The sequence below is a fragment of the Cryobacterium inferilacus genome (assembly GCF_019599185.1).
GTDB classification, from domain to species: Bacteria; Actinomycetota; Actinomycetes; order Actinomycetales; family Microbacteriaceae; genus Cryobacterium; species Cryobacterium inferilacus.
The window spans coordinates 23,983-47,938 of record NZ_JAIEUL010000026.1 but is presented as its reverse complement, the minus strand read 5'-3'; the positions used below and the strand labels follow the sequence as shown (position 1 = coordinate 47,938).

Here is a 23,956-nt window from a genome sequence, read left to right as displayed (position 1 = left end):
GGCCGAGCCGGTATCGCTGGTCGAGCCCGTATCGCTGGTCGAGCCCGTCGAGACCCCGCAATCGGCAATGCGCCCACATCGCTGGTCGAGCCTGTCGAGACCCCGCACGCGGACTGCGGAACGCACCGCCGGCCGGGGCGCCCGCAGGAACCTCTCCAGGTCTCGACAAGCTCGACCAACGTAGGGAGCGACCCACAAGCATCCGCGACCCGGCCTCGTGGACGTCCCCACGTCGTTGGTCGAGCCTGTCGAGACCCCGCACGCGGACCTGCGGAGCGCAGGTCTCGACAAGCTCGACCAACGTAGGGGTGCGACCCATTCTGCGTTTAACCCGCGGCCGGGCAAGACGGTAGTTTGGGGGATCGACTTCGAGACCCGTGGGAGAAAACTATGACCGTCGCCACCTGGCCCGTCGCCGAACTGCATGTGCACATCGAGGGCACCCTCGAGACCGAACTCCTGGTGACCCTGGCCCGCCGCAACAATGTGGCCCTGCCCAGCTACGATCCCGAGGCGCTCCGCGAGCTCTACCGGTTCACCGACCTGCAGTCCTTTCTGGATATCTACTACGCCAACCTCGCCGTGCTCCGCTGCGAGAACGACTTCTACGATCTGGCGATGGCCTACCTGGCACGGGCGACGCGGGCGGGGGTGCGCCGGGCCGAGATCTTCTTCGACCCGCAAACTCACTTGGCCAACGGCATCCCGCTGGCCGTGGTCTTCGGCGGACTCAGCCGGGCACTGATCGACGCCCGCAGGGACCTCGGCATCTCGGCCGACCTCATACTCTGCTTCCTGCGCCACCTGGGCGGTGAAGCTGCCCTCGAAACGCTCGAGGCGGCCGTTCCGTACCTCGACCAGATCATCGGTGTCGGGCTGGACTCCGCTGAAGTGGGCTTTCCTCCGTCCCTGTTCACCGAGGTGTTCGCCAGGGCCGGCGCCCTCGGCCTGCACCGGGTGGCCCACGCCGGCGAGGAGGGTGGGCCTGACTATGTGCATGAGGCACTCGACCTGCTCGGCGTGGAACGCGTCGACCACGGCATCCGCGCGATCGAGGACCCCGGGTTGGTGCAGATCCTGCGGGAACGCCAGATTCCGTTGACGGTGTGCCCCCTGTCGAACGTGTGTCTTCATGCCACGCCGACCCTGGCCGAGCATCCGCTGCCGGCCATGCTCGCCGCCGGGCTCCTCGTGACCATCAGCAGCGACGACCCGGCCTATTTCGGCGGTTACGTCGACGATAACCTCGCCGCGGTCGAGCGCGAGTTCGCGCTCAGCCCGCACCAGATGGCCGCCCTGGCCCGCAATTCCTTCCGGGCGTCGTTCCTGCCAGAGGCCGAGAAACGCCGACACATCGCCGCTGTAGACGAGCACCTTGAGGGGTTGCTGCGACTAACCTCGGGAGCATGACCAATCCCACTCCGAACGTGCAGCAGGACCTCGGTGCGGAGGTCGTGGCCCTCGTCACCAAGTGGTTGGCGGACAGCGTCGAAATCCCAGCCGACGTCTCCGCGCAGCGCTTGGCCGGTGTGCTCAAGGACCCCAACGGGCTGGATTTCACCGTGGGTTTTGTGGACGGCGTCATGCGCCCGGAGGACGTCATGGTCGCCGGGTACAACCTGCAGCGCGTCGCCAAATTGGCGCCCGATTTCCTGCCGCCGGTGCTTCGCGGAGCCATCGGGGTGGGTGGTGTGCTGGGCCCAGTACTGCCCTGGGTGGTCATCCCCGCGGCGCGCAAGGCACTGCGCCAGATGGTCGGCCACCTCGTCGTGGACGCCACCCCGGACAAGCTCGGCCCGGCCATCGAGCACCTGCGCGAGTCAGGCAACCGACTGAACATCAACCTGCTCGGCGAAGCCGTGCTCGGTGAGAAGGAGGCTCTGCGCCGACTGAACGGAACCAGGGAACTCCTGGCCCGCGACGACGTCGACTACGTCTCGATCAAGGTGTCCGCCATCATCAGCCAGCTCTCGATGTGGGCGTTCGACGAGGCCGTCGACCGGGTGGTGGAGCGCCTCACCCCGCTGTACGAGCTGGCCGCCGCATCACCCACCCCCAAGTTCATCAACCTCGACATGGAGGAGTACCGCGACCTCGGTCTCACCATCGCGGTGTTCGAACGCATCCTCGATCAGCCGCAACTGGCCAACCTCGAGGCCGGGATCGTGTTGCAGGCCTACCTGCCGGATGCCCTGGGCGCACTGCAGGAACTGACCCAGTGGGCGCACGCCCGTCGTGCGGGCGGTGGCGCTGCCATCAAGGTGCGTGTCGTCAAGGGCGCCAACCTGGCCATGGAGCGCGTCGACGCGGTCGTGCACGGCTGGCCGCTGGCCACCTACGGCAGCAAGCAGGAAACCGACACCAACTACAAGCGGATGCTGAACTGGGCCCTCACCCCGCAGAACACCGACGCCGTGCGCATCGGTGTCGCCGGTCACAACCTCTTCGATCTCGCCTACGCGCACCTCCTCGCCCAGCAGCGCGGGGTGGACGACCGCGTCGACGTCGAAATGCTCCTGGGCATGGCCACCAGCCAGGCCGAAGCGGTGAAGAAGGACGTGGGTGGGCTGCGGCTGTACACCCCCGTTGTGGACCCGGCCGAGTTCGACGTCGCGATCCACTACCTGGTGCGCCGGCTGGAAGAGAACGCCAGCGACGAGAACTTCATGTCCGCCGTGTTCGAACTGGCCGACACTCCCGCGCTGTTCGACCGGGAGAAGGAACGGTTCCTCTCCTCGCTGGCCGCCCTCGAAGCCTCCGCACACACACCGGGCTCCGCCACCCCGGCGCCCACCCCCGCCCGGGTGCAGGATCGCTCCGTTGTCGTTCCCCTCGGCCAGACGCCCGGGCTGCCGGACACCCCCGCGCTCACCACCCCACCTGCCGACGAGGACGACCCGAACCTCACCGCCATGGTGCTCGGCCTCACCCGGGGGTCCGTCTCACGGAGTCTGTCGGCGCTGGGCGGATTCCACAACGAACCGGACACCGATCCCTCGCTGCCGGCCAACCGCGCCTGGGGCCGCGCGATCCTGGGCCGGGTGGAGCACTCCCGGCTGGGTATCGACACCATCGGCCAGGCCAGCGTCGACGACACCGACCGGCTCGACGAGATCATCACGACGGTCACCGGAGCTGCCGCCGCGTGGGCGGCACAATCCGGTGCCCAGCGAGCCGTCATTCTGCACCGGGCCGGCCAGGTCCTGGCCGCCCATCGTGCCCGCCTGATCGAAGTGATGGCCTCCGAAACCGGAAAGACCATCGCGGAGGGCGACCCGGAGGTGAGTGAAGCGATCGACTTCGCCCACTACTACGCCGAACGTGCCCGCGACCTCGACCGAGTGCAGGGCGCGACCTTCGTGCCCGCCCGGTTGACCGTGGTCACGCCGCCGTGGAACTTCCCGGTGGCGATTCCGGCCGGCGGGGTCCTCGCGGCCCTCGCCGCCGGATCCGGCGTCATCATCAAACCGGCCTCGCTGGCCCAGCGCACCGGGGCCGTGCTCGTCGAAGCGCTCTGGGAGGCCGGGATCCCGCGGGACCTGCTCGCCCTCATCGACCTGTCCGACCGCGCTCTCGGCAGCCGGCTACTTGCTCACCCCGATGTCGACAGGGTGATCCTCACCGGCGCCTACGAGACCGCCCACACCTTCCGCGGGCTGCGCGAGGACCTCCCGCTCCTGGCCGAGACGAGCGGCAAGAACGCCATCATCGTCACCCCGTCCGCCGACTTCGATCTGGCCGCCGCCGACGTGGTCAAGAGCGCGTTCGGTCACGCCGGGCAGAAGTGTTCCGCCGCCAGCCTGGTGATCCTCGTCGGGTCAGCCGCCAGGTCCACCAGATTCCTGGGCCAGCTGGTGGATGCGGCGACGTCACTGCGCGTGGGCCGTCCGGCCGACCCCGACAGCCAGATGGGCCCGATCATCGAGCCAGCGACCGGCAAGCTCCTGCACGCACTCACCGAGCTCGGCGCCGGTGAACGCTGGCTGGTCGAGCCGAAACTGCTCGACGACCCGCTGGAAACCGGCGTCGGCCAGCTGTGGTCACCCGGCATCCGTTCCGGCGTCACGGCCGGCTCCTACTTCCACCTCACCGAGTTCTTCGGCCCGGTACTCGGGGTGATGCACGCCCGCACACTGGCGGACGCCATCCGCTACCAGAACGCCGTCGAGTACGGACTCACCGCCGGACTGCACTCCCTCGACGAGCAGGAGATCACCGAATGGGTCGACACCGTGCAGGCCGGGAACCTGTACGTGAACCGGGGAATCACCGGGGCGATCGTGCAACGCCAGCCGTTCGGCGGCTGGAAGCGCTCCGCCGTGGGGCCCGGCCACAAGGCCGGCGGACCGAACTACCTCTTCGGCCTGGGCAGCTGGGTCACCGACCCAGGTCGCAACAGTTCCACCCTGCACCTGCGGGGCCTCGAAGACCGGATCACCGACCTCATCGAGGCATCCCAGCCGTCGCTGCCCTACGAGGAATTCGATGTGCTCCGCCGTTCGGCCCTCAGCGACGCCCTCGCCTGGCGTGAGGAATTCAACGCCGTCACCGATGTCTCCGCCCTCGGGCTGGAGCGGAACCTGTTCCGGTACCTGCCCCTGCCCGTCACCGTGCGCCTGGGCGAGGACGGCAACCTCGCCCTGCTGTTGCGGGTCATCGCGGCGGGCCTGCTGTCCAAGTCGAAGTTCACCGTCTCCAGCCCACTCGAGCTACCGGACAGGGTGCGCTCCGTGCTCACCCCGCGCGGGATCCAGGTGATCATCGAGTCGGATGCCGAGTGGCTGGCGCGTGCCGCGGCGGGCGAGCTGACCACCAGCCGCGTTCGACTGGTGGGCGGCGACCCCCTGGTCGGAGCCACCGAAGCCGCCACGGCGCTCGCGCATGCCCTCGGGGGCAGCCCCGATATCGCCGTCTACGCGCAGCCCGTCACCCAGTCCGGCCGGGTCGAGTTGTTGCCGTTCCTGCGGGAACAGGCGATCTCCATCACCGCGCACCGGTTCGGAAATCCCAGCACCCTCACCGACGAGGTCGTGTAGCGCCGCTGACGCCCCAGCAGCGGCCATCCGGGCGTACCGCACCAGCACGTCTGGCCGCACGGGCCCAATCGGGGTACACCGGTCTCAATGCTGGGATGCCTGACGAAAGGGCTGATAATGGAGGGTAGCCGTGGCGGAGCCGACCGGGCGGACGCGGTCGCTGCTGGCTTCAGCTACCACACGGTTGCCGCTCAGACTCCTGAGAGAAAATCGATAGGACTAGATTTGTCGCTACCCAAAACTCGACAGGGGACCCCGTTGGACGGAAACGCAACAACGATGCACCGCAACGTCGCATTGTTGTCGATCGCCACGACCATCGCCCCCAGGGTCACGACGTCGGAGGAGATCGACCGGCGCCTGCAGCCGGCACTCAAACGCCTGCGCCTGCCCAAGGGCCTCCTGCAGCGTGTCGCCGGGGTGCACGAACGGCGCAACTGGGCCGTGGGCCAGGCGTTCGACGACGCCGCCGTCTCCGCAGGCAAGCGCGCCCTCGCTCAGGCGGGGGTGGATCCCAGCGAGGTCGGGCTGATGATCAACACCTCGGTCACCCGCAAGCACCTGGAGCCCTCGGTGGCCGTGCGCATCCACCACGGCCTCGGGTTGCCGTCGTCTGCGACGAACTTCGACATCGCCAACGCCTGCCTGGGCTTCGTCAACGGCATGACCCTGGCGGCCCAGCTGATCGACTCCGGCCAGATCAAGTACGCCGTGATCATCGACGGTGAGGACGCCGACGAGATCCAGACGAACACCATCGAACGTCTCGGCCGGCCCGATATCGGCCGCAAGGACTTCATGAGCGAGTTCGCCAGCCTCACCCTCGGCTCCGGTGCCGCTGCGGCCGTGCTGGGGCGGGCCGACGATCATCCTGAAGGCCACCGCATCCTGGGCGGTGTGACCCGAGCGGCCACCCAGTTCAACGACCTCTGCGTCGGCAGTGTGGACGGCATGTTCACCGATGCCAAGGCGCTGCTCAAGGGCGGCATGGAACTGGTCGTCTCGGCGTGGACCGAAGCCAAACGGGACTGGAGCTGGTCGAATATGGACCGCTACATCCTGCACCAGGTGTCGGATGTGCACACCAACGCCATCGTCAAGGCCACCGGCCTCGACCGCACCCGGGTGCCGCTGACCTACCCCACCTACGGCAACGTGGGTCCAGCCTCCATCCCGATCACCCTGTCGCAGGAAACCGAGCACCTTGTGCCCGGCAACCGCGTGCTCCTGATGGGCGTCGGCTCCGGCCTGAACACGGCCATGATGGAGATCGCGTGGTGAGCTACCGGCTGCCGCGCACCGCGACGGCCCTCGCTCCGGCGAGCGTTCCGCCCAGCGGGCTCCCCGGTCTCGACCCGGACTGGTCGCGGATCGTGGACGTCGCCCAGAGCGACGGCGGCACGCACGCCTGGCACCTGCTCGACAACGCGGAGCAGCTGGCCGCACTCGGCGTCGAACCGGTGGGAACCGTGCTGTGTGTGCACGGCAACCCCACCTGGTCCTACCTGTGGCGTGACCTGGTCGCCCAGGCCACCGAGGCGGCGGCTGCCGGTCAGCCGGCCTGGCGGATCATCGCCGTCGACCAGCTCGACATGGGTTTCTCCGAGCGCACCGGAGCCGCCCGTCCCCTGGCCCGACGGGTGCAGGACCTCGGCGACCTCACCAACACCCTCGGTCTCACCGGGCCCGTTCTCACGTTCGGCCACGACTGGGGAGGCGTGGTGTCCCTGGGGTGGGCGGTCGACCACCCCGAGCTCCTCGCCGGCGTCATGCTGCTGAACACCGCCATCCATCAGAACGAGGCGGAGCCCATCCCGGCGCCGCTGCGGCTCGCCCTCGCCCGCGGCGTCCTCGGCACCGGCACGGTGCTCAGCACCGCGTTCCTCGACACCACCCTGGCCCTCGGCCACCCTGGGCTGACCGGAGCGGTCAAAAGCGGCTACCGGGCGCCGTATCGCACGGCCGCCAGACGCGGCGGCATCGGCGGATTCGTCGCCGACATCCCGGTGGATGCCGACCACGACAGCTACCCCGAACTGGACCGCATCGCCGAGGGGATTCGCGCGCTTGAGGTGCCGGCCCTCATGCTTTGGGGCCCGCAAGACCCGATCTTCAGCGACGGGTACCTGGACGACCTGATCGCCCGGCTGCCGCACGCCGACGTGCACAGGTTCGAGGGCGCGGGGCACCTGATCATCGAGGACGTCGACTATGCCGGGGCAGCACTGACCTGGCTGGCGGCGAATGCGCTGGTCGAGCCGGCGCCGTTGGTCGAGCCGGCGCCGGTGGTCGAGCCCGACCCGCTGGTCGAGCCGGACCCGCTGGTCGAGCCTGTCGAGACCCCCGCCGACGCGCAGTACCAGCCGCTCTGGCACTACCTCGACGAGCTGCAGAACAGCGACGAGACCGCCCTCATCGACATGGCGCCCGGCGCCGGGGCCGGCCCTCGCGTCGTCAGCTGGCGCCTGCTCTCCCGCCGGGTGCGCGAGATCGCGGCCGGCCTCCACCAGGTCGGTGTGCGCCGGGGCGACCGGGTGTCGCTGCTGGTTCCGCCGAGCGCCGACCTCACCGCGGTTCTCTACGCCTGCATCCGCCTCGGCGCGATCGTGGTCGTGGCGGATGCCGGCCTCGGCCTCACCGGGCTGACCCGCGCCGTGCGCGGCGCCCGGCCCGACCACGTCATCGGCGCCGTCCCCGGGCTGATGGCCGCCCGCGCCCTGGGCTGGCCCGGCCAGAAGATCTCCATCGCCCGGCTGCCAGCCGCCAGCCGCCGCGCCCTCGGCGTCTCCTACGCCCTGGCCGATCTCATCTCGCTGGGCCGCGACGAGGAACTGCCCGAACCCCCGCAGCCGACCGATGTCGCCGCGGTGCTCTTCACCTCCGGCTCCACCGGACCCGCCAAGGGCGTCGTGTACACCCACGGTCAGCTGGCCGCGGTCAGCCGTGCGCTGCACGCCCAGTACGGCGTCGGCCGCGGCACCGGTCTGGTCGCCGGTTTCGCACCGTTCGCCCTGCTCGGCCCCGCCCTGGGCGCCCGCTCGGTGACGCCGGACATGGACGTCACCGCGCCGAAGACCCTCACGGCCACGGCCGTCGCCGCCGCTGTGGCGGCCATCGACGCCACCGTGGTGTTCCTGTCCCCGGCCGCCCTGGCCAACGTCGTGGCCACCCAGGATGAACTCGGCCCCGCCGACCACGCCGCGCTCGCCGGGGTGAGGAGCTTTCTCTCCGCCGGCGCCCCGGTGTCAGAGCCGCTGCTCGCCTCGGCCGCGGCGCTCATGCCGGGCGCCAGCGCGCACACGCCGTACGGCATGACCGAGGGCCTGCTGATGACCGACATCACGCTGGAGGGCATCCGTGCCGCCGCGCAGGACGACGTGGCTCGCGGACCCGGCGGCGTCTGCGTCGGCACGCCCACCGCCACCACCCGGGTGCGGATCAGCGCCCTCGACGAGACCGGCGCCGCCGTCGGCGAGCTGTCGGAAACCGCCGGTGTCACCGGCGAGATCGTGGTCTCCGCCCCGCACGTGAAGAACCACTACGACAAGCTGTGGCTCACCGACCTGGCCGCTACCCGTGCGGTCACGGCTGGCGAACGCTGGCACCGCACCGGCGACGTGGGCCACCTGGATGCCGCTGGCCGGCTCTGGGTCGAGGGGCGGATGCCGCACGTGATCACCACGGCGCTCGGCGTCGTCACTCCCGTCGGCCCCGAGATCGCCGTGTCCGCGCTGCACGATGTCGCTCGCTCCGCTGCCGTGGGCGTCGGCCCGGCCGGCAGCCAGCAGATCGTCATCGTGGTCGAGACCGTACCCCCGGCCGCCCGGGTCGGGCTGGCCGAACCCGAGCTCGCCGAAGACGTGCGCATGGTCGCCGGTCATCCCGTCGCCGCGGTGCTGGTGGTGCCGCGCCTGCCCACCGACATCCGCCACAACTCCAAGATCGACCGCACTCGCCTGGCTCGCTGGGCACACGGCATCCTCACCGGCGCCAGGCTCAGTCAGCCATGAAGGTCCTCGTCACCGGCGCGAGCGGCTTCCTCGGCCGCGCCGTCGCCGCGGCAGTCATCGATGCCGGCCACGAGGTGCGCTGCTTCCAGCGCCGGCCGAGCGGTGTGCCAGGGGCCACGGATGTGCTCGGCTCGATCACCGACCCGGTCGCCGTCGCCGAGGCCGTCACCGGCGTCGACGCCATTGTGCACCTCGCCGCGAAGGTATCGCTGACCGGGCGGCCGGCCGAGTTCGAGGCCGTGAACGTGGGAGGCACCCGCACCCTGCTCGACGCCGCCCGCGCCGCCGAGGTGCCCCGCCTGGTCTTCGTGTCTTCGCCATCCGTCGCCCACGCGGGTACCTCGATCACCGGCAGCGACGCGCTGCCCGCCGACCCCGCGCACGCCCGCGGCGACTACGCCCGCACCAAGGCTTCGGCCGAGCTGCTGGCCCTGGCCGCCGACTCTCCCGAGCTGCGGGTCGTCGCCGTGCGGCCGCACCTGGTCTGGGGGCCTGGAGACACCCAGCTGATCGCTCGCATCGTCGAGCGCGCCAGGGCCGGTCGCCTGCCATTGCTCGGTCACGGTGCCGCCCTGATCGACACCACCTACATCGACAATGCCGCTGCCGCGATCGCCGCCGCGCTCGAGCGGGTGGATGCCGTGCACGGCAACGCCTACGTCATCACCAACGGCGAGCCCCGTCCGGTCGCCGAGCTGTTGGCCGGCATCTGCGCCGCCGCCTGCGTCCCGGCTCCCGCCTGGCGGGTACCCGCCAGCCTCGCGCGCGCCGCCGGTTCGGTCATCGAGGCGGTCTGGCGGGTGGCCCCCGGCGACGACGAACCGCCGATGACCCGCTTCCTGGCCGAGCAGCTCTCGACAGCGCACTGGTTCGACCAGCGCCGCACCCGCTCCGACCTGCACTGGACGCCGGCGGTCTCCCTCGACGAGGGCCTCTCCCGCCTGGCCGAGCACTACCGCAGCGCCAGCGCCAGCGCCTGAGCCAGGCCCCTGAGCCCTGAGTCACGTTCCTGAGTCCTGAACCGGGGCCGTGAGCCCGCGCTCCGCCGTTCCCGCGCGACTTGCCGCGAACGCCCCCTTCCAGTGCGCTGAAGGGGAATTTTTGCGGTATCTCGGTGCGACCCTCCTGGCGAGTTGCCAGTTGGTGCCCCTTCGGCTGGCGTGAGAGGGCCTTAACTGCCATCTCGCAGCAGCGCACGCAGCAGTGCACCCCACTGCGCACCCCGCTGCAGACGGGGTGCCGGTGCCGCACGCTTGCCGTCGCCAGCCGCGGGCGGGATACTCGCGTCATGGACTTCCGAACGGTCATCGAGCAATCCGGCCCCACCGCCACGGGCATCCCCGTTCCAGCCAGCGTCGTTGCAAGCCTCGGCCCCGGCAAACGGCACGCCATCACGGTGACGATCAACGGGCACAGCTACCGCAGCTCGGTGGCACCGTACCGGGGAAAGTTCATGATCGCCCTCAGCTCCGAGAACCGCACCAAGGCCGGTGTGGCGGGCGGCGACGACGTGGAGGTCACAATCGAGCTCGACGACCGACCGCGCTCCGTCGACGAGCCCGAGGCCCTTGCCGCCGCGCTGGGCGCTGACCCGGCCGCCCGCACGGCGTTCGACGGCCTGTCGTTCAGCAAGCAACGACGGCATGTTCTCGCCATCGAGGGCGCGAAGACCGAGGCCACCCGGCAGCGCCGTCTCGACGCGGTTCTTGCTGAACTCCGCGGCGACTGACCCTGCCCACCGGCGCCCCAGAAACCGGCGGTGCCTGCCGATTCCCCGACCGGATGCGGTTCAGCCGGCGAGATCCCGCCCCGGCGGGTCTCCGGGCAGGCCGAGGGCGGCGCGCACGATCGCCAGGGCCTCATCGGCACCGACCCCGAGCGATTTCGACCGGTCCGCATAGGCCACGGCGGCCAGCTGCACCTGCCGATGCGTCGCATCCCCGGTCGCGGCGACGAACGAACCCAGCCGCCCGCGGGTCTCGATCACCTCATCCTGCTCCAGCGCGCGGTAGCTGCGCGCCACAGTGTTCGGTGCCAACCCCAGGTCTTCGGCGAGGCGGCGCACCGTGGGCAGCTTGTCGCCCGGGGCGAGGGTGCCCGTGCGCACCGCGTCGATCACCTGCAGGCGGATCTGCTCGTACGGGGCAGTGGTCGAGTGCGGGTCGACGACCAGTCTCACGAGCGGCCGCTCTCGACCGGAGCGACTCCTCGGTGTGTGTCGCGGCGCAGCTCCGCGGCCACGTCCGGCCAGAGCCGACTGAGGTAGTGCGGCGGACGGCGTGACTTCATCGAGAGTAGAGCCACCCCCACCGAGCCCATGATCAGGGGCACGATGGAAAAGGCCAGAGATACGGCGGTTCCGGTTCCAGACGGGCGTGCCACCGCCGAACTGACGGAGGTCAGCACCACGACCACACTGCAGAGCGCCCCCAGTGCGGGAGTCTGCACCAGTGCACGCAGCGTCCAACTTCGGAGCGCGTCGGACCACGCCAACTCCATGTCGTTGCCGGCGGGCTGGCCCCGCCCCACCAAGCGAGTCGACAGGATGCGGCCAACCCCGGCCGATGCGAGCGAGACGATCCACAGCAAAAAGCCTGGCCACCATACGGAAGGAATGCTCGCGTCACTGAGCACGTTTTCGGGATCAACCAGGATCAGCGCGACCACGGCGGCCAGGGTCAGTCCGCTGACACCTATGGCAACGGGACCACACCAGAGGTCGACGGTGGAGAGATAGTCCGCACGGCTCGGCGTGGGCGCCCGCGCCACGCGAGGATGATCGCCGAGCAAGGCGAGCGCCGACCTGAACTCCGCCACGCACAGTCCGACGGCGCCGCCCAGGGCGGTCAGTACGATGATCATCAGCCCGGACCACATGCCGCCGTCCGGTGATTCCGGAAGCGCGATAAGAGAAGCGGTCGCCACCATCAGAGCGATCAAGGTGCCGACCAGCGCAGCGCGGGTTCGCGAGCGGATGCGTGCGATCAGGACAGGCTCGACCTCGGGTGTAATGGCCAGTCCGGCGCGTCGGGCGGTATCTCGCAGCGCATTCGGGCCGATGGCGGCACCTGGCCGAAGCTGCCACGCGAAGACGACCGCCATCAGTCCAGCCACGACCAGAAGGGTGATCTCGTACGTGTCCACGGGCATCCTCGTTTGTTTGGTATTTGTACCAAGCTAACAAGCCGGGTCAACCGCGTCAAGGGCGCCCGGCTACTCCGGGCTGCGGTGGATCAGCCGGGTGAGCACGATCGCGCTGCGGGTGTGGTCCACGTTCGGCGCCAGGCGCACCTTCTCGAGGGCGGCCTCGAGCCCGGGGATGTCGCGGGCTCGGATGTGCACCATGGCGTCGGCGCTGCCGGTGACCGTGCCGGCGTCGACCACCTCTGGGACGCCGGACAGGATGCGGAGAAGCTCGTCTGGCGCGACGGTGCCGCGGCAGAACAGCTCGACGTAGGCCTCGGTGCTCATGCCGTCAATGGCCGGATCGACCTGGATGGTGAACCCGCGGATCACCCCGTCGGCGACCAGGCGGTCGACCCGGCGCTTCACCGCCGAGGCCGACAGACCCACGACCGACCCGATATCGCCGTAGCCCGCTCGGGCGTTCTGGCGAAGAAGGTCGAGAATGCCGCGATCGAGGTTGTCCATGGCCTCAGTGTACGCGTCAAATGTGCGCGGATCTCGGTTGGAACGCGCGTTCCCTGCGCCGATTCGCAGGAAACGTTGATTCGTGCTGTGTGACACTAGGAGTGGCGTCCCTGTGCGATTCGGTACCACCGAATCGTTCCGGGCTCACGAGAGCGACCTGGTCCGCCATACGTACGCGTTCCGTCTCGCGCCAGCCGGCGGAATGCCAACAGAGGAGCTCCCGTGTCACTTGATCTCGCAGCCGCCACCCCGGAGGAATCCGCGGCGTCGGCCATGCCCGTCCGCACCCCGGTCGCGCGCACCGTGCTGATGTGCAAGCCCGACTACTTCACCGTGGTCTATCGGATCAACCCGTGGATGGACCCGGCGCTACCGACCGACACCAGCCTGGCCGTCGCCCAGTGGCAGACCCTGTACGACACCTACATCGAGCTCGGCTTCGACGTGCACCTGATCGACCCCATCGACGGCCTGCCCGACATGGTCTACGCCGCCAACGGGGGGTTTGTCATCGACGGCATCGCGTACGGCGCCAACTTTACCTATCCGCAGCGCCAACCGGAGGGCCCCGCCTACATGGACTGGTTCGGCGCCAACGGTTTCGATGTGCGCGAGCCCGCCGAGATCAACGAGGGGGAGGGCGACTTCCTGCTCGTCGGTGACGTGATCCTGGCCGGCACCGGCTTCCGCAGCGCGTCGAACAGCCACGAGGAGGTCTCGGCCATCTACGGCCGCCCCGTGATCACCCTCACCCTGGTCAACCCGAGTTTTTACCACCTCGACACCGCCATCGCGGTGCTGGATGCGTCGCCCACGTCGGGTAACGGCGAAATCGCCTACCTGCCCAGCGCGTTTGACGAGCGCAGCCTCGCCATCCTGCGTGAGCGCTACCCCGATGCCATCCTCGTCACCGAGGAGGATGCCTCGATCCTGGGCCTCAACTCCTACTCCGACGGCTACAACGTCGTCATCGCCGCCAAGGCCAAGGACTTTGAACGCCAGCTGCGCAACCGCGGTTACAACCCCATCGGTGTCGACCTGTCCGAGCTCCTGCTCGGCGGAGGAGGAGTCAAGTGCTGCACGCTGGAGCTGCGCCGATGAGCGCCCTGACCGATGCGACCGGCCTGGCCGCGCAGGTCGGCCTGACCGACGCGACCGCCGCCATCGCGCTCGAGAACGAGCACGCCGCCCACAACTACCACCCGCTGGCCGTGGTCGTCGCCTCCGGTGACGGCGCCTGGGTGACCGACATCAACGGCAAGCGCTACCTCGACTGCCTGGCGGCGTACTCCGCCGTCAACTTCGGGCACTCCAACCCGGTGCTGCTGGACGCCGCGCGCGCGCAGCTGGGACGGATCACCCTCACCAGCCGCGCCTTCCACAACGACCAGCTCGGCCCGTTCGTGACCGCCCTGGCCAAGCTGGCCGGCAAGGACATGGTGCTGCCGATGAACACCGGCGCCGAGGCCGTGGAGTCCGGCATCAAGGTCGCCCGCGCCTGGGGCTACCGGGTCAAGGGCGTCGCGGCCGGGCTGGCGAACATCGTCGTGGCCGGCGGCAACTTCCACGGTCGCACCACCACCATCATCAGCTTCTCCGACGACGAGTCCGCGCGCGCCGACTTCGGCCCGTTCACCCCGGGCTTCCGCACGGTGCCATACGGGGATGCCGACGCGCTGGAGGCGGCCATCGACGAGAACACCGTGGCCGTGCTGCTGGAACCCATCCAGGGCGAGGCCGGCATCGTCGTTCCACCGGTGGAGTACCTGCCCGCCGTCCGCGAGATCACCCTGCGGCACAACGTGCTCTTCATCGCCGACGAGATCCAGTCCGGCCTCGGCCGCACCGGCGCCACCTTCGCGGTGGAGCAGGCCGGCGTGGTACCCGACCTGTACCTGCTCGGCAAGGCCCTCGGCGGCGGCATCGTGCCCGTCTCCGCCGTCGTCGGCAACACCGACATCCTCGGCGTGCTGCGCCCGGGCGAACACGGGTCCACCTTCGGCGGCAACCCGCTGGCGGCGGCCGTCGGCCTGGCCGTGGTGAACCTGCTCGCCACCGGCGAATACCAGCAGCGCGCCCGAGACCTCGGCGCCCACCTGCACGAACGCCTGCTCGGCCTGGTCGGCCACGGGGTGCTCGAGGTGCGCGGCGCCGGACTCTGGGCCGGCATCGACATCGACCCGGCGCTGGCGTCCGGCCGCGCGGTCTGCGAGGCCCTGATGGAGCGCGGAGTGCTGGCCAAGGACACGCACGGCTCCACCATCCGTCTGGCCCCGCCGCTGGTGGTCTCGGCCGAAGACCTCGATTGGGCGGTCGACCAGCTCGCCGCCGTGCTCGAGGAGCTCGGCGCCGCCTGACCCGCGAGCCGCCCGCCCGCGAGCCGCCCCGGGGTGCATAACTCCTGCAGTTTTTCCGGATGCGCGGCGCCGGCCCCGGAATCACGCGGCGGCGGCGAGAGCGCGGGGAATCTAGCAGGAGTTATGCCTCCCACGGCGGGGGAACCGCGCACGGGCGGGCGGGCGCGGATGCCGCGGCAGCGGTCAGAAGCGGCCGGGCAGCGACTCGACCGCCTGCGCGGCCAGTGGGTCGATGCGGCCCAGCCGGGTGAGCTGGGTCACGTGCGCCGGCTCGAGCTCCTCGAGCGAGCTCACCCCCAGCAGACGCATGGTGCGGGCCACCTGGTCGGACAGGATCTGGATGGCCCGGTCGACGCCGGCCTCGCCGCCGGCCATCAGCCCGTACAGGTAGGCGCGGCCGATCAGTGTGAACCGGGCGCCGAGGGCCACCGAGGCGACGATGTCGGCGCCGCTCATGATGCCGGTGTCCAGGTGCACCTCGAGGTCGGTGCCGACCTCGCGGGCCACGCTGGGCAGCAGGTGGAACGGGATCGGCGCCCGGTCTAGCTGGCGACCGCCGTGGTTGGAGAGGATGATGCCGTCCACCCCGAGGTCGGCGAGCTTCTTCGCGTCGGCGAGGTTCTGCACGCCCTTCACCACGAGCTTGCCCGGCCACTGCGCCTTGATCCAGGCCAGGTCCTCAAAGGTCACGGTGGGGTCGAACATGGTGTCGAGCAGCTCGCCGACGGTGCCGCTCCAACGGTCCAGGCTGGCGAAGGCGAGGGGTTCGGTGGTGAGGAAGTTGATCCACCACTCCGGCCGCGGCAGCGCGTTGACCACCGTGCCGACGGTGAGCTGCGGCGGAATGGAGAAGCCGTTGCGCTTGTCGCGCAGGCGAGCGCCGGCCACGGGCACGTCCACGGTCACCAGCAGGGTGTCGAAGCCGGCCGCGGCCGCCCGCTCGACCAGGGCCATCGACCGGTCACGGTCCTTCCACATGTAGAGCTGGAACCAGTTGCGGCCGTACGGATTGGCTTTCTTGACGTCTTCGATGGCCGTGGTGCCCATGGTGGACAGGGAGAACGGGATGCCCGCCTTCGCGGCCGCGTGTGCGCCGGCGATCTCGCCCTCCGTCTGCATCATCCGGGTGAAGCCGGTGGGGGCGATGCCGAACGGCTGGGCCACGGGTGCGCCGAGCACGTCCCAACCGGTGGACACCGTGGACACGTCGCGCAGGATCGACGGATGGAATTCGATGTCCTCGAAGGCCTGCCGGGCACGGGTCAGCGAGATCTCCGCCTCCGCGGCACCCTCGGTGTAATCGAACGCGGCCTTGGGGGTGCGCTTCTTGGCGATGGCCCGCAGGTCGTGGATGGTGAGGGCGGACTCGAGGCGACGCTTCTTCGCGTTGAGCTCCGGCACCTTGAACTGCATCAGCGGGGCGAGGTCTTTGATCTTGGGTAGGCGTCGGTCAACCATGGGGGTCCTGTTCTCGGCGGGTCGGGCGGCGGGTCGGTTCGGGGCAGGTCAGTGCGGGGCGGGGGAGAGCTGGGTCTCGGCGTAGTAGCCGGAGATGTGTGCGTGCACGAGGCTGTGCGCGCCGGTCGGGTCTGCGGCTTCGATGGCCGCCAGGATGCCGCGGTGTTCGGCGCGCAGCCGGTCGGAGGTATCAGACCAGGAGGCCAGCCGGGCGACCCCTGCCCGCACGTAGCCCTCGATAGCCGTGCGCAGACCCGCCATGGTGGCGACCACCACCTGGTTGCCGCAGGCCTCGGCCAGCGACAGGTGGAAGGCGGCGTCCAGGGCGAGGAATTCGTCTTCGGTCAGCCCAGGGGCATCCATCGCGTCGAGCAGCTGCACACACCGGCCGAGGTCGGGGTCGTGCCGGTCCGGGTGTTGGCGGTCAGGGCGCAGCAGCGCGGCCGAGAGCACCGCCTCGGCGAGTTCGGCGGCGACGGCGGTTTCGAGCACCAGGCGGGTCTTGACGATGTCGGCCACCGGGAAGCCCTGGGCCGCGACCTGCAACCGCATCAGGGCGCTCATCCCGCCGCCGGGCAGTGCCACGATGATGGCGCCGGCGGTGGGTCCCGAACCCACATTGGTGCGTACCAGCCCGAGCACCTCGAGCACCCGGATGGCCTCACGCACACTCGAACGTCCCACGCCGAGGTCGGTGGCCAGGGTGCGCTCGCCGGGGAGCCGGTCGCCCGGCTTGAGCCGGCCGAGCAGCAGGTCGTTCTCGATGTGCGCCAGCACGATCTCCCAGGCGCGGCGTTCGTCGACGGTCACGGTGTCCTCCTCCATTGGTGGGCTGTGGGTCTGACGGGCCGAGGGCCTGCGCTGTGTGGTCTGACCACACAGCTTAGCCAGCGGGCGCGCCAAATGCCACCCCGAGTTCAGGGTGACGGCGGCTGGTCAGCTCAGCGGGACTGGCGGCGCTTGCCGGGGGCGGCCTGGCCCTTGACGGCGGGCGCGCGCCCACGGCCCTTCGAGGCTTTGGCCTTGCCGCCGCCCGAACCGCTGCTGTTGCCGGAGCCCTGCGACGGGCCGCCGGCCGGTGGCATGTGCGCGAGCAGGCCCTTGGACTCGGCGAGCAGCGCGATTCCGGCCTCGGTGAGGTACGGGTTGTCGGCGGCGGGCTCGAACAAGGGCACCCCCAGCTCGGCCTCCAGGGCGGCGACCGATTTCATCAGGGTCGTGCGCGAGACATTGAGGTTCTTCGCGGCGCGCGCGATGTCGAGTTCCTCGGCAACTGCGACGAAGCGCCGGAGCAATGTGGTGTCCACGGGCATCCTCTCTGCCGCACGCGCCGATCGCGTACCTGCAGTACAGGTTACGCGGTGGTGACGGCCTCCACCGGCCTGGCCTGCACCCGAGCGTCGTCGAGGAGCTTCATGAACTCCCGCATCCACTCCGGATGGTCGGGCCAGGCGCGGCCGGAAACGAGGTTGCCGTCGACGACGGCGCCGCCGTTCTCGAAGGTGCCGCCGCCCAGCTCCACGTCCACCTGGAGCGCCGGATACGCCGACGAGGTACGGCCGTGCAGAACCCCGGCCGCCGCCAGCAGCATCGGTCCGTGGCAGAGCGCGGCGACGGGTGCGTTGGTGTCGAAGAAGTGCCGCACGATGCGCTGTGCGTCCGCATCGTTGCGGATGTACTCCGGCGCCCGACCGCCGGGAACCACCGCGGCCAGGTAGTCGGCCGGGTTGACGTCCCTGAAGGCGATGTCGGCGGCGAGGGTGTGGCCGAGTTTCTCGGTGTAGGTGTCGAAGCCGTCCACGAAGTCGTGCACCACGAACTGCAGCGTCTTCTTCTCTGGGGCGGCGATGTGCACCTCGTAACCGGCCTCACGCAGCCGCTGGTACGGATAGAACACCTCGAGGGTCTCTGCGGCGTCTCCGGTGAGGATGATGATCTTGTCCATGGCATACCTCTCTGTCTGGGCCTGCTGGTGCCCCGAGCGGGTCAGGGTGTGTTCGCCAGCATCCGTCTGACCGCACACCCGCGCAACCCCTCCCTGTTCAGACGAAGAGCAGCACGATCCCCAGGATCGCCGAGCCGACACCGATGGCGAGCAGCACGAGCCCGGCCAGGCGCAGGGCCTTGCCGTCCTGCTCGGGCGTGTGGGTGCGGCCGCGGGACGGGACGTGCGCGCGGAACCACACCGGGATGTCGCTGCCCGGTTCGAGGCTGGCCGACTCGACGCTGTCCGCCAGGGCCTCGTGCACCTCTCCGGTGGTGTCGAACCAGCGGATGACCAAGCCCTGTGCGGTCTGGGCGATGACGCCGTCGGTTTTCACCCAACGGCCGCCGAATCCGCGCATCGACAGGCCGACAAGATAGAGCGGAAGGCCCACCAGGAGGCCGACGATGGTGAAGATCTCGCTGAGCATCGAGACGATGTCGTGAAGCTCCACCCGTGCCCGCCGTTTCCGTTGCTCTGCCTAGGGTGAAATGTTATCGTGCCCGACCGGGCCAGACGGTGCGGGGCGAAAGGACCGAGGGGGATACGCCTGGCGAACCAGGTCGCGCAGGCTCTCCAGGCTGCCGGTTGCGAAGCCCTGGGCGCGGGCCTGCACCAGGACATTGCCGATGGCGGTGGCCTCGACAGGGCCCGCCTGCACCGGGAGTCCGGTGTGGTCGGCGGTGAGCTGGCAGAGCAGGTCGTTCTGCGACCCGCCGCCGACGATGTGTACGGTGGCGACCGTGCGGCCGGTGAGCGCCGTGATCGTGCGCAGGGTCCTGGCGTATGCGGCGGCCAGGCTCTCCACAATGCTGCGCACGAGCTCGGCCCGGTTGCGCGGTGGGCGCAGGCCCCGCTCCACGAAGTAGGCCTCGATGCGGGCCGGCATGTCACCCGGGGGCAGGAACCGGGTGTCGTCGACGTCGAAGAGCAGGCCGGGGCCGGGCAGCGCGGCCGCCTCGGCCAGGAGGGTGGGGAGCTCGATGTGCTCGCCATCGCGTTCCCAGCCGCGGATCGACTCGCTGAGCAGCCACAGGCCCATCACGTTGCGCAGGTAGCGCACCCGGCCGTCGACGCCACCCTCGTTGGTGAAGTTCGCGGCCCGGCTGGCCTCGGTGAGCACCGGTGTGGGCAATTCCACGCCGACCAGGGACCAGGTGCCGCTGGAGATGTAGGCGCAGTCGTCGCCGAGCATGGGCACGGCGACGACGGCGGATGCGGTGTCGTGCGACCCGACCGCGACCAGTTCGAGCCGGTCGGACCCGAGCTCTGCGGCGACCTGGGGTAGCACGGCGCCGATCGTCTCACCGGCGGAGACGAGCTCGGGAAACAGTGTGCGCGGCAGCCCGAGCCGGGCGATCAGCGCGTCATTCCAGCCGGCGGAGGCGCCATCCGTGGTCTGCAACAGCCCCGTGGTGGACGCGTTGCTGCGCTCGGCCACCTGTCTGCCGGTGAGCCAGAAGCCGAGCAGGTCGGGGATCAGCAGGAGCCGGTCCGCCACCTGGAGGTCACCGCTTTCGCGGTCGGCGGCGAGCTGGTAGAGCGTGTTGAATGGCAGCACCTGCAGGCCGTTCTGCCGGTACAGCTCCGCGGGCGGCACGAGGGTGTGGGTGGCGTCGACCCCGGCGGCGGTGCGGCCGTCCCGGTAGTGGAAGGGCACCCCGAGCATCCGGTTGCCGCGCATCAGCGCGTAGTCGACCGCCCAAGAGTCGATGCCGACGCTGGCCAGACCGGGTTCCTCGCGCACCGCGGCCTGCAGGCCGGCCAGGGCGTTGCGGTACAGCTCCAGGATGTTCCAGTGCAGGCCGTCGACGGCGCGCACCGGGTTGTTCCCGAACCGGGCCACCGAGTGCAGCTCGAGCCGGTTGGCCCCGACCCGGCCGAGCATGACCCGGCCGCTCGACGCGCCCAGGTCGACCGCGGCGACGACGCCGCCCACCCCGCTCACGGTGCGTCCGCCCATCCGCCACGGCCGTCGCCAACTGTTCCCCGTGCGGACAACTGCACCCGGTGTGCCGGGTGCAGTCGTCCGGAACGGGCACAGTTGGCGGCTGCAGAGCGAGCCGGGCGAGCCGGGGTCACCGGGCTCACCGGAGGAATGCGGCGGCGACGCCGGCGTCGACCGGGATGTGCAGCCCGGTGGTGTGGCTGAGGTCGGCCGTGCAGAGCACGAAGACCGCGTTGGCGACGTTCTCGGGCAGCACCTCGCGCTTGAGCAGGGTGCGCTGGGCGTAGTACTTGCCCAGGTCGTCCTCGGCCACGCCGTAGACCGCGGCGCGCTTGGCGCCCCAGCCGCCGGCGAAGATGCCAGAGCCACGCACGACACCGTCGGGGTTGATACCGTTGACCTTCACGCCGTACTCGCCGAGCTCGGCGGCGAGCAGGCGTACCTGGTGGGCCTGGTCGGCCTTGGTGGCCGAGTAGGCGATGTTGTTCGGGCCGGCGAAGACGGAGTTCTTGCTCGAGATGTAGATGATGTCGCCGCCGAGTCCCTGGTCGATGAGCACCTTCGCCGCCGCCCGGGACACCAGGAAGGATCCCTTGGCCATCACGTTGTGCTGCAGGTCCCAATCGGCCACCGTGGTCTCCAGCAGCGACTTCGACAGCGACAGCCCGGCGTTGTTCACGACCAGGTCGAGTCCGCCGAAGGCGAGCACGGCGGCGTCGACGCCTGCCTGCACCTGCGCCTCGTCGGTCACGTTGGCTTGCACGCCGATCGCGACATCAGCGCTGCCGATCTCCGCGGCGGCGGCCTGGGCCTTCGCGAGGTCGAGGTCGGCGATGACGACGCAGGCGCCCTCGGCCGCGAGGCGGGTGGCGATGGCCTTGCCGATCCCCGAGGCCGCCCCGGTGACCAGGGCCACGCGGGTTGCCAGCGGTTTGGGCTTCGGCATCCGCTGCAGCTTGGCCTCTTCGAGGGCCCAGTATTCGATCCGGAACTTCTCGGCCTCGTCGATGGGAGCGTAGCTGGAGAGCCCCTCGGCACCGCGCATGACGTTGATCGCGTTGAGGTAGAACTCGCCGGCGACCCTGGCGGTCTGCTTGTTCGCGCCGTAGCTGAACATGCCCACGCCCGGAACCAGCACGATCAGCGGATCGGCCCCGCGGATCGCGGGCGAGTCTGCGCCGGCGTTGCGGTCGTAATAGCCCTGGTAGTCGGCGCGGTAGGCCTCGTGCAGTTCCTGAAGACGCGCGATCGAGTCCGCCACGGATGCGTCGGCCGGCAGGTCGAGCAGCATCGGCTTGACCTTGGTGCGCAGAAAGTGGTCGGGGCAGCTGGTGCCCAGGGCGGCCAACCGCGGGTGCTCGGTACGGGAGAGGAAGTCCAGCACCTCGGGCGCATCCGTGAAGTGGCCCACCTTGGCGCCGTCGGTGGAGACCAGGCCGCGCAGCGTGGGCGCCAGCGCGGCCGCCTTCGCGCGGCGGTCGGCCTCGGTCAGCGGACCGAAGCCGTTCAGTACCGCGCCGAACGGTTCGGGGGTGGAGTGCTCGGCGATGTACGTGGTCGCGGTGGTGATGATCCAGAGTGAGTTCGTCTCACACTCGTCGCTGGTGTCGCCCCAGGCGGTGATGCCGTGGCCGCCGAGGATGCAGCCGATCGCCTGGGGGTTGGCGTCCCTGATCGCGGCGATGTCGAGGCCGAGCTGGAAGCCAGGGCGACGCCACGGGACCCAGACCACCCGGTCGCCGAAGATCGTGCCGGTGAGTGCCTCGCCGTCGGCGGCGGTCGCGATGGCGATGCCGGCATCCGGGTGCAGGTGGTCGACGTGGGCGGCGTCGACGAGCCCGTGCATGGGGGTGTCGATCGAGGGAGCGGCGCCGCCTTTGCCGTGCAGGGTGTAGTCGAGTGCCGTGACCATCTCGTCCTCGCGGTCCAGGCCCGGGTACACGTTCGTGAGCGCGCGCATGCGGTCCAGCCGCAGCACGGCCAGGCCGGACTCGGTGAGGGTGCCGAGGTCGCCGCCGGAGCCCTTCACCCAGAGCAGCTCGACGCTTTCGCCGGTGACCGGGTCGATCTCAGTGCCCTTGGCGGACGTGTTGCCGCCGGCGTAGTTGGTGTTCTTCGGGTCGGCTCCGAGCCGGTTGGAGCGGGCGATCAGCTCCTGGGCGGTGGGGTTGGTCATGACGAACTTCTCTCTCTGAGTGGGAAAACGTGGGCCCAACTGTTGCCAATCCGCAACCATTGCGCCCGGTGCACCGGACGCAATCGTCCGCAGCGGGAACAGTTGAGCTGTCAGGCGCCCCAGCCGGCCTGCTGGCCGCCCGCTCGGTCGGCGGCGATCTGCGCCTGGTAGCCGGATGCCGCATAGGCGACCATGGGGTCGGCGGGCAGTCCGCGGGCCTCGCGCCAGGCGGCGAGGTCGCCGCGCACGTCGGTGTAGAAGGCGTCCATCAGGATGCCGTTGGCGCCGAGCACGTCGCCGGCGTCCTGCGCGGCACGGAGGGCGGTGCCGTCCACGAGCAGCGCCCTGGCGGTCATCTCCTGCACGTTCAGCACCGACCGGATCTGGCCAGGGATCTTGTCCTCGACGTTGTGACACTGGTCGAGCATGAAGGCGACGGGGGAGTCTGGTCCGTAGCCGCCGCCGCGGATGACCTCGTAGAGGATGCGGAACAGCTGGAACGGGTCGGCCGCACCGACGATGAGGTCATCGTCGGCGTAGAAACGGGAGTTGAAGTCGAACGAGCCGAGTTTGCCCAGCCGCAGCAGCTGGGCGACGATGAACTCGATGTTGGTGCCCGGAGCGTGGTGGCCGGTGTCCAGGCAGACCAGGGCGCGCTCGCCGAGGGCGCTCACCTGGGCGAAAGATGTTCCCCAGTCGGGCACGTCGGTGTGATAAAAAGCCGGTTCGAAGAACTTGTACTCGAGCACCAGGCGCTGCTCGGCACCCAGTCGGGCGTAGATCGTGGCGAGCGAGTCGGCGAGGCGATCCTGGCGGCCGCGGATGTCGCCCTGGCCCGGATAGTTGGTGCCGTCGGCGAGCCAGATCTTGAGGTCCTGCGAGCCCGTGGCGTGCATGATGTCGATGCAGTCGAAGTGGTGGTCGATGGCCTTCTGGCGCACCGCTGCATCCGTGTGGGTGAGGCTGCCGAACTTGTAGGCGTCGTCCTGGAAGGTGTTCGAGTTGATGGTGCCCAACGCCAGGCCGCGCTCGCCGGCGAAGTCGCGCAGGGCGGCGTAGTCGTCCACCTTGTCCCAGGGGATGTGCAGCGCCACCGACGGGGCCAGGCCGGTGTGCTGGTGCACCGTGGCGGCATCCGCGATCTTCTCCTGTACGGTGCGGGGCGTCCCCGGCGTGGAGAACACCTTGAACCGGGTGCCGGAGTTGCCGAACGCCCAGGAGGGGAGTTCGATGGCCTGCGCGGCCAGCTGGCTGGTGATGGAATCGAAGGTCGTCATGGGGGTCACTTCTCTGTGAGCGATGGTGTCAGCGGGTGGTGTTGACCAGTGGTGAGAGC

19 protein-coding genes are annotated in these 23,956 nt (G+C 69.9%); 8 read left to right on the top strand and 11 right to left on the bottom strand.

The window, feature by feature from the left end; translation table 11 throughout:
• Nucleotides 1–390: 390 nt before the first annotated feature.
• The 6 genes from K2F54_RS17285 (at nucleotide 391) to K2F54_RS17260 (ending at nucleotide 10,775) form a co-directional block, all read left to right on the top strand.
• The gene (locus tag K2F54_RS17285) at nucleotides 391–1,410 is read left to right on the top strand and encodes an adenosine deaminase (RefSeq protein WP_220607100.1); all 1,020 of its coding nucleotides are present in this window, start codon (nucleotides 391–393) and stop codon (nucleotides 1,408–1,410) included.
• Nucleotides 1,407–5,036: a proline dehydrogenase family protein gene (locus tag K2F54_RS17280; RefSeq protein ID WP_220607099.1), complete on the top strand. Its 3,630-nt coding sequence runs from the start codon at nucleotides 1,407–1,409 to the stop codon at nucleotides 5,034–5,036. Before K2F54_RS17285 ends, K2F54_RS17280 begins: the two co-directional genes overlap by 4 nt.
• Nucleotides 5,037–5,315: 279 nt before the next feature.
• On the top strand, nucleotides 5,316–6,317 hold the full coding sequence (locus K2F54_RS17275) for a 3-oxoacyl-ACP synthase III (RefSeq protein ID WP_220607098.1): 1,002 nt from the start codon (nucleotides 5,316–5,318) through the stop codon (nucleotides 6,315–6,317).
• Nucleotides 6,311–9,046, top strand: coding sequence for an alpha/beta fold hydrolase (locus tag K2F54_RS17270; RefSeq protein WP_308287725.1), 2,736 nt, complete (start codon nucleotides 6,311–6,313; stop codon nucleotides 9,044–9,046). The genes K2F54_RS17275 and K2F54_RS17270 overlap by 7 nt, the downstream gene beginning before the upstream one ends.
• The gene (locus tag K2F54_RS17265) at nucleotides 9,043–10,026 is read left to right on the top strand and encodes an NAD-dependent epimerase/dehydratase family protein (protein ID WP_220607097.1); all 984 of its coding nucleotides are present in this window, start codon (nucleotides 9,043–9,045) and stop codon (nucleotides 10,024–10,026) included. The genes K2F54_RS17270 and K2F54_RS17265 overlap by 4 nt, the downstream gene beginning before the upstream one ends.
• Nucleotides 10,027–10,334: 308 nt before the next feature.
• Complete coding sequence (locus K2F54_RS17260) at nucleotides 10,335–10,775, top strand: YdeI/OmpD-associated family protein (protein WP_220607096.1); 441 nt, start codon at nucleotides 10,335–10,337, stop codon at nucleotides 10,773–10,775.
• A 60-nt stretch (nucleotides 10,776–10,835) separates the two neighbouring features.
• On the opposite strand, the gene K2F54_RS19395 is transcribed toward K2F54_RS17260, so the two are convergent.
• From K2F54_RS19395 to K2F54_RS17250, 3 genes are all read right to left on the bottom strand, one after another.
• Nucleotides 10,836–11,225 (bottom strand): GntR family transcriptional regulator, encoded by a 390-nt coding sequence (locus tag K2F54_RS19395; RefSeq protein ID WP_308287724.1) that lies wholly within the window; start codon nucleotides 11,223–11,225, stop codon nucleotides 10,836–10,838.
• A complete protein-coding gene (locus tag K2F54_RS19390; protein ID WP_255577249.1) occupies nucleotides 11,222–12,190 on the bottom strand; it encodes a hypothetical protein in 969 nt (322 codons plus the stop codon). The genes K2F54_RS19395 and K2F54_RS19390 overlap by 4 nt, the downstream gene beginning before the upstream one ends.
• A gap of 69 nt (nucleotides 12,191–12,259) precedes the next feature.
• Complete coding sequence (locus K2F54_RS17250; protein ID WP_220607094.1) at nucleotides 12,260–12,697, bottom strand: Lrp/AsnC family transcriptional regulator; 438 nt, start codon at nucleotides 12,695–12,697, stop codon at nucleotides 12,260–12,262.
• A 273-nt stretch (nucleotides 12,698–12,970) separates the two neighbouring features.
• Between K2F54_RS17250 and ddaH the strand changes: the two genes are divergently transcribed.
• Both ddaH and rocD read left to right on the top strand, forming a co-directional pair.
• Nucleotides 12,971–13,798 carry a dimethylargininase gene (ddaH, locus tag K2F54_RS17245; RefSeq protein ID WP_220607103.1) on the top strand — a complete coding sequence of 276 codons (828 nt, stop codon included), beginning with the start codon at nucleotides 12,971–12,973 and terminating at the stop codon, nucleotides 13,796–13,798.
• Entirely contained in the window at nucleotides 13,795–15,054 is a 1,260-nt protein-coding gene (rocD, locus tag K2F54_RS17240) for an ornithine--oxo-acid transaminase (protein ID WP_220607093.1), read from the top strand. The genes ddaH and rocD overlap by 4 nt, the downstream gene beginning before the upstream one ends.
• A gap of 183 nt (nucleotides 15,055–15,237) precedes the next feature.
• On the opposite strand, the gene K2F54_RS17235 is transcribed toward rocD, so the two are convergent.
• The 8 genes from K2F54_RS17235 to rhaI all read right to left on the bottom strand — a co-directional run bounded on the left by K2F54_RS17235 (nucleotide 15,238) and on the right by rhaI (nucleotide 23,897).
• Nucleotides 15,238–16,512, bottom strand: coding sequence for an alpha-hydroxy acid oxidase (locus tag K2F54_RS17235; protein WP_220607092.1), 1,275 nt, complete (start codon nucleotides 16,510–16,512; stop codon nucleotides 15,238–15,240).
• A gap of 48 nt (nucleotides 16,513–16,560) precedes the next feature.
• Nucleotides 16,561–17,337 carry a FadR/GntR family transcriptional regulator gene (locus tag K2F54_RS17230; protein WP_220607091.1) on the bottom strand — a complete coding sequence of 259 codons (777 nt, stop codon included), beginning with the start codon at nucleotides 17,335–17,337 and terminating at the stop codon, nucleotides 16,561–16,563.
• Between the two features lie 116 nt (nucleotides 17,338–17,453).
• Complete coding sequence (locus K2F54_RS17225; protein ID WP_255577248.1) at nucleotides 17,454–17,825, bottom strand: LysR family transcriptional regulator; 372 nt, start codon at nucleotides 17,823–17,825, stop codon at nucleotides 17,454–17,456.
• Between the two features lie 41 nt (nucleotides 17,826–17,866).
• Nucleotides 17,867–18,457: a DJ-1/PfpI family protein gene (locus K2F54_RS17220; protein WP_220607089.1), complete on the bottom strand. Its 591-nt coding sequence runs from the start codon at nucleotides 18,455–18,457 to the stop codon at nucleotides 17,867–17,869.
• Nucleotides 18,458–18,554: 97 nt separating this feature from the next.
• On the bottom strand, nucleotides 18,555–18,950 hold the full coding sequence (locus K2F54_RS17215) for a sortase (protein WP_308287723.1): 396 nt from the start codon (nucleotides 18,948–18,950) through the stop codon (nucleotides 18,555–18,557).
• 27 nt (nucleotides 18,951–18,977) lie between these two features.
• Complete coding sequence (locus K2F54_RS17210; RefSeq protein WP_220607088.1) at nucleotides 18,978–20,459, bottom strand: rhamnulokinase; 1,482 nt, start codon at nucleotides 20,457–20,459, stop codon at nucleotides 18,978–18,980.
• Between the two features lie 124 nt (nucleotides 20,460–20,583).
• The gene (locus K2F54_RS17205; protein WP_220607087.1) at nucleotides 20,584–22,620 is read right to left on the bottom strand and encodes a bifunctional aldolase/short-chain dehydrogenase; all 2,037 of its coding nucleotides are present in this window, start codon (nucleotides 22,618–22,620) and stop codon (nucleotides 20,584–20,586) included.
• A 110-nt stretch (nucleotides 22,621–22,730) separates the two neighbouring features.
• The gene (gene rhaI / locus K2F54_RS17200; protein ID WP_220607086.1) at nucleotides 22,731–23,897 is read right to left on the bottom strand and encodes an L-rhamnose isomerase; all 1,167 of its coding nucleotides are present in this window, start codon (nucleotides 23,895–23,897) and stop codon (nucleotides 22,731–22,733) included.
• Nucleotides 23,898–23,956: the final 59 nt, after the last annotated feature.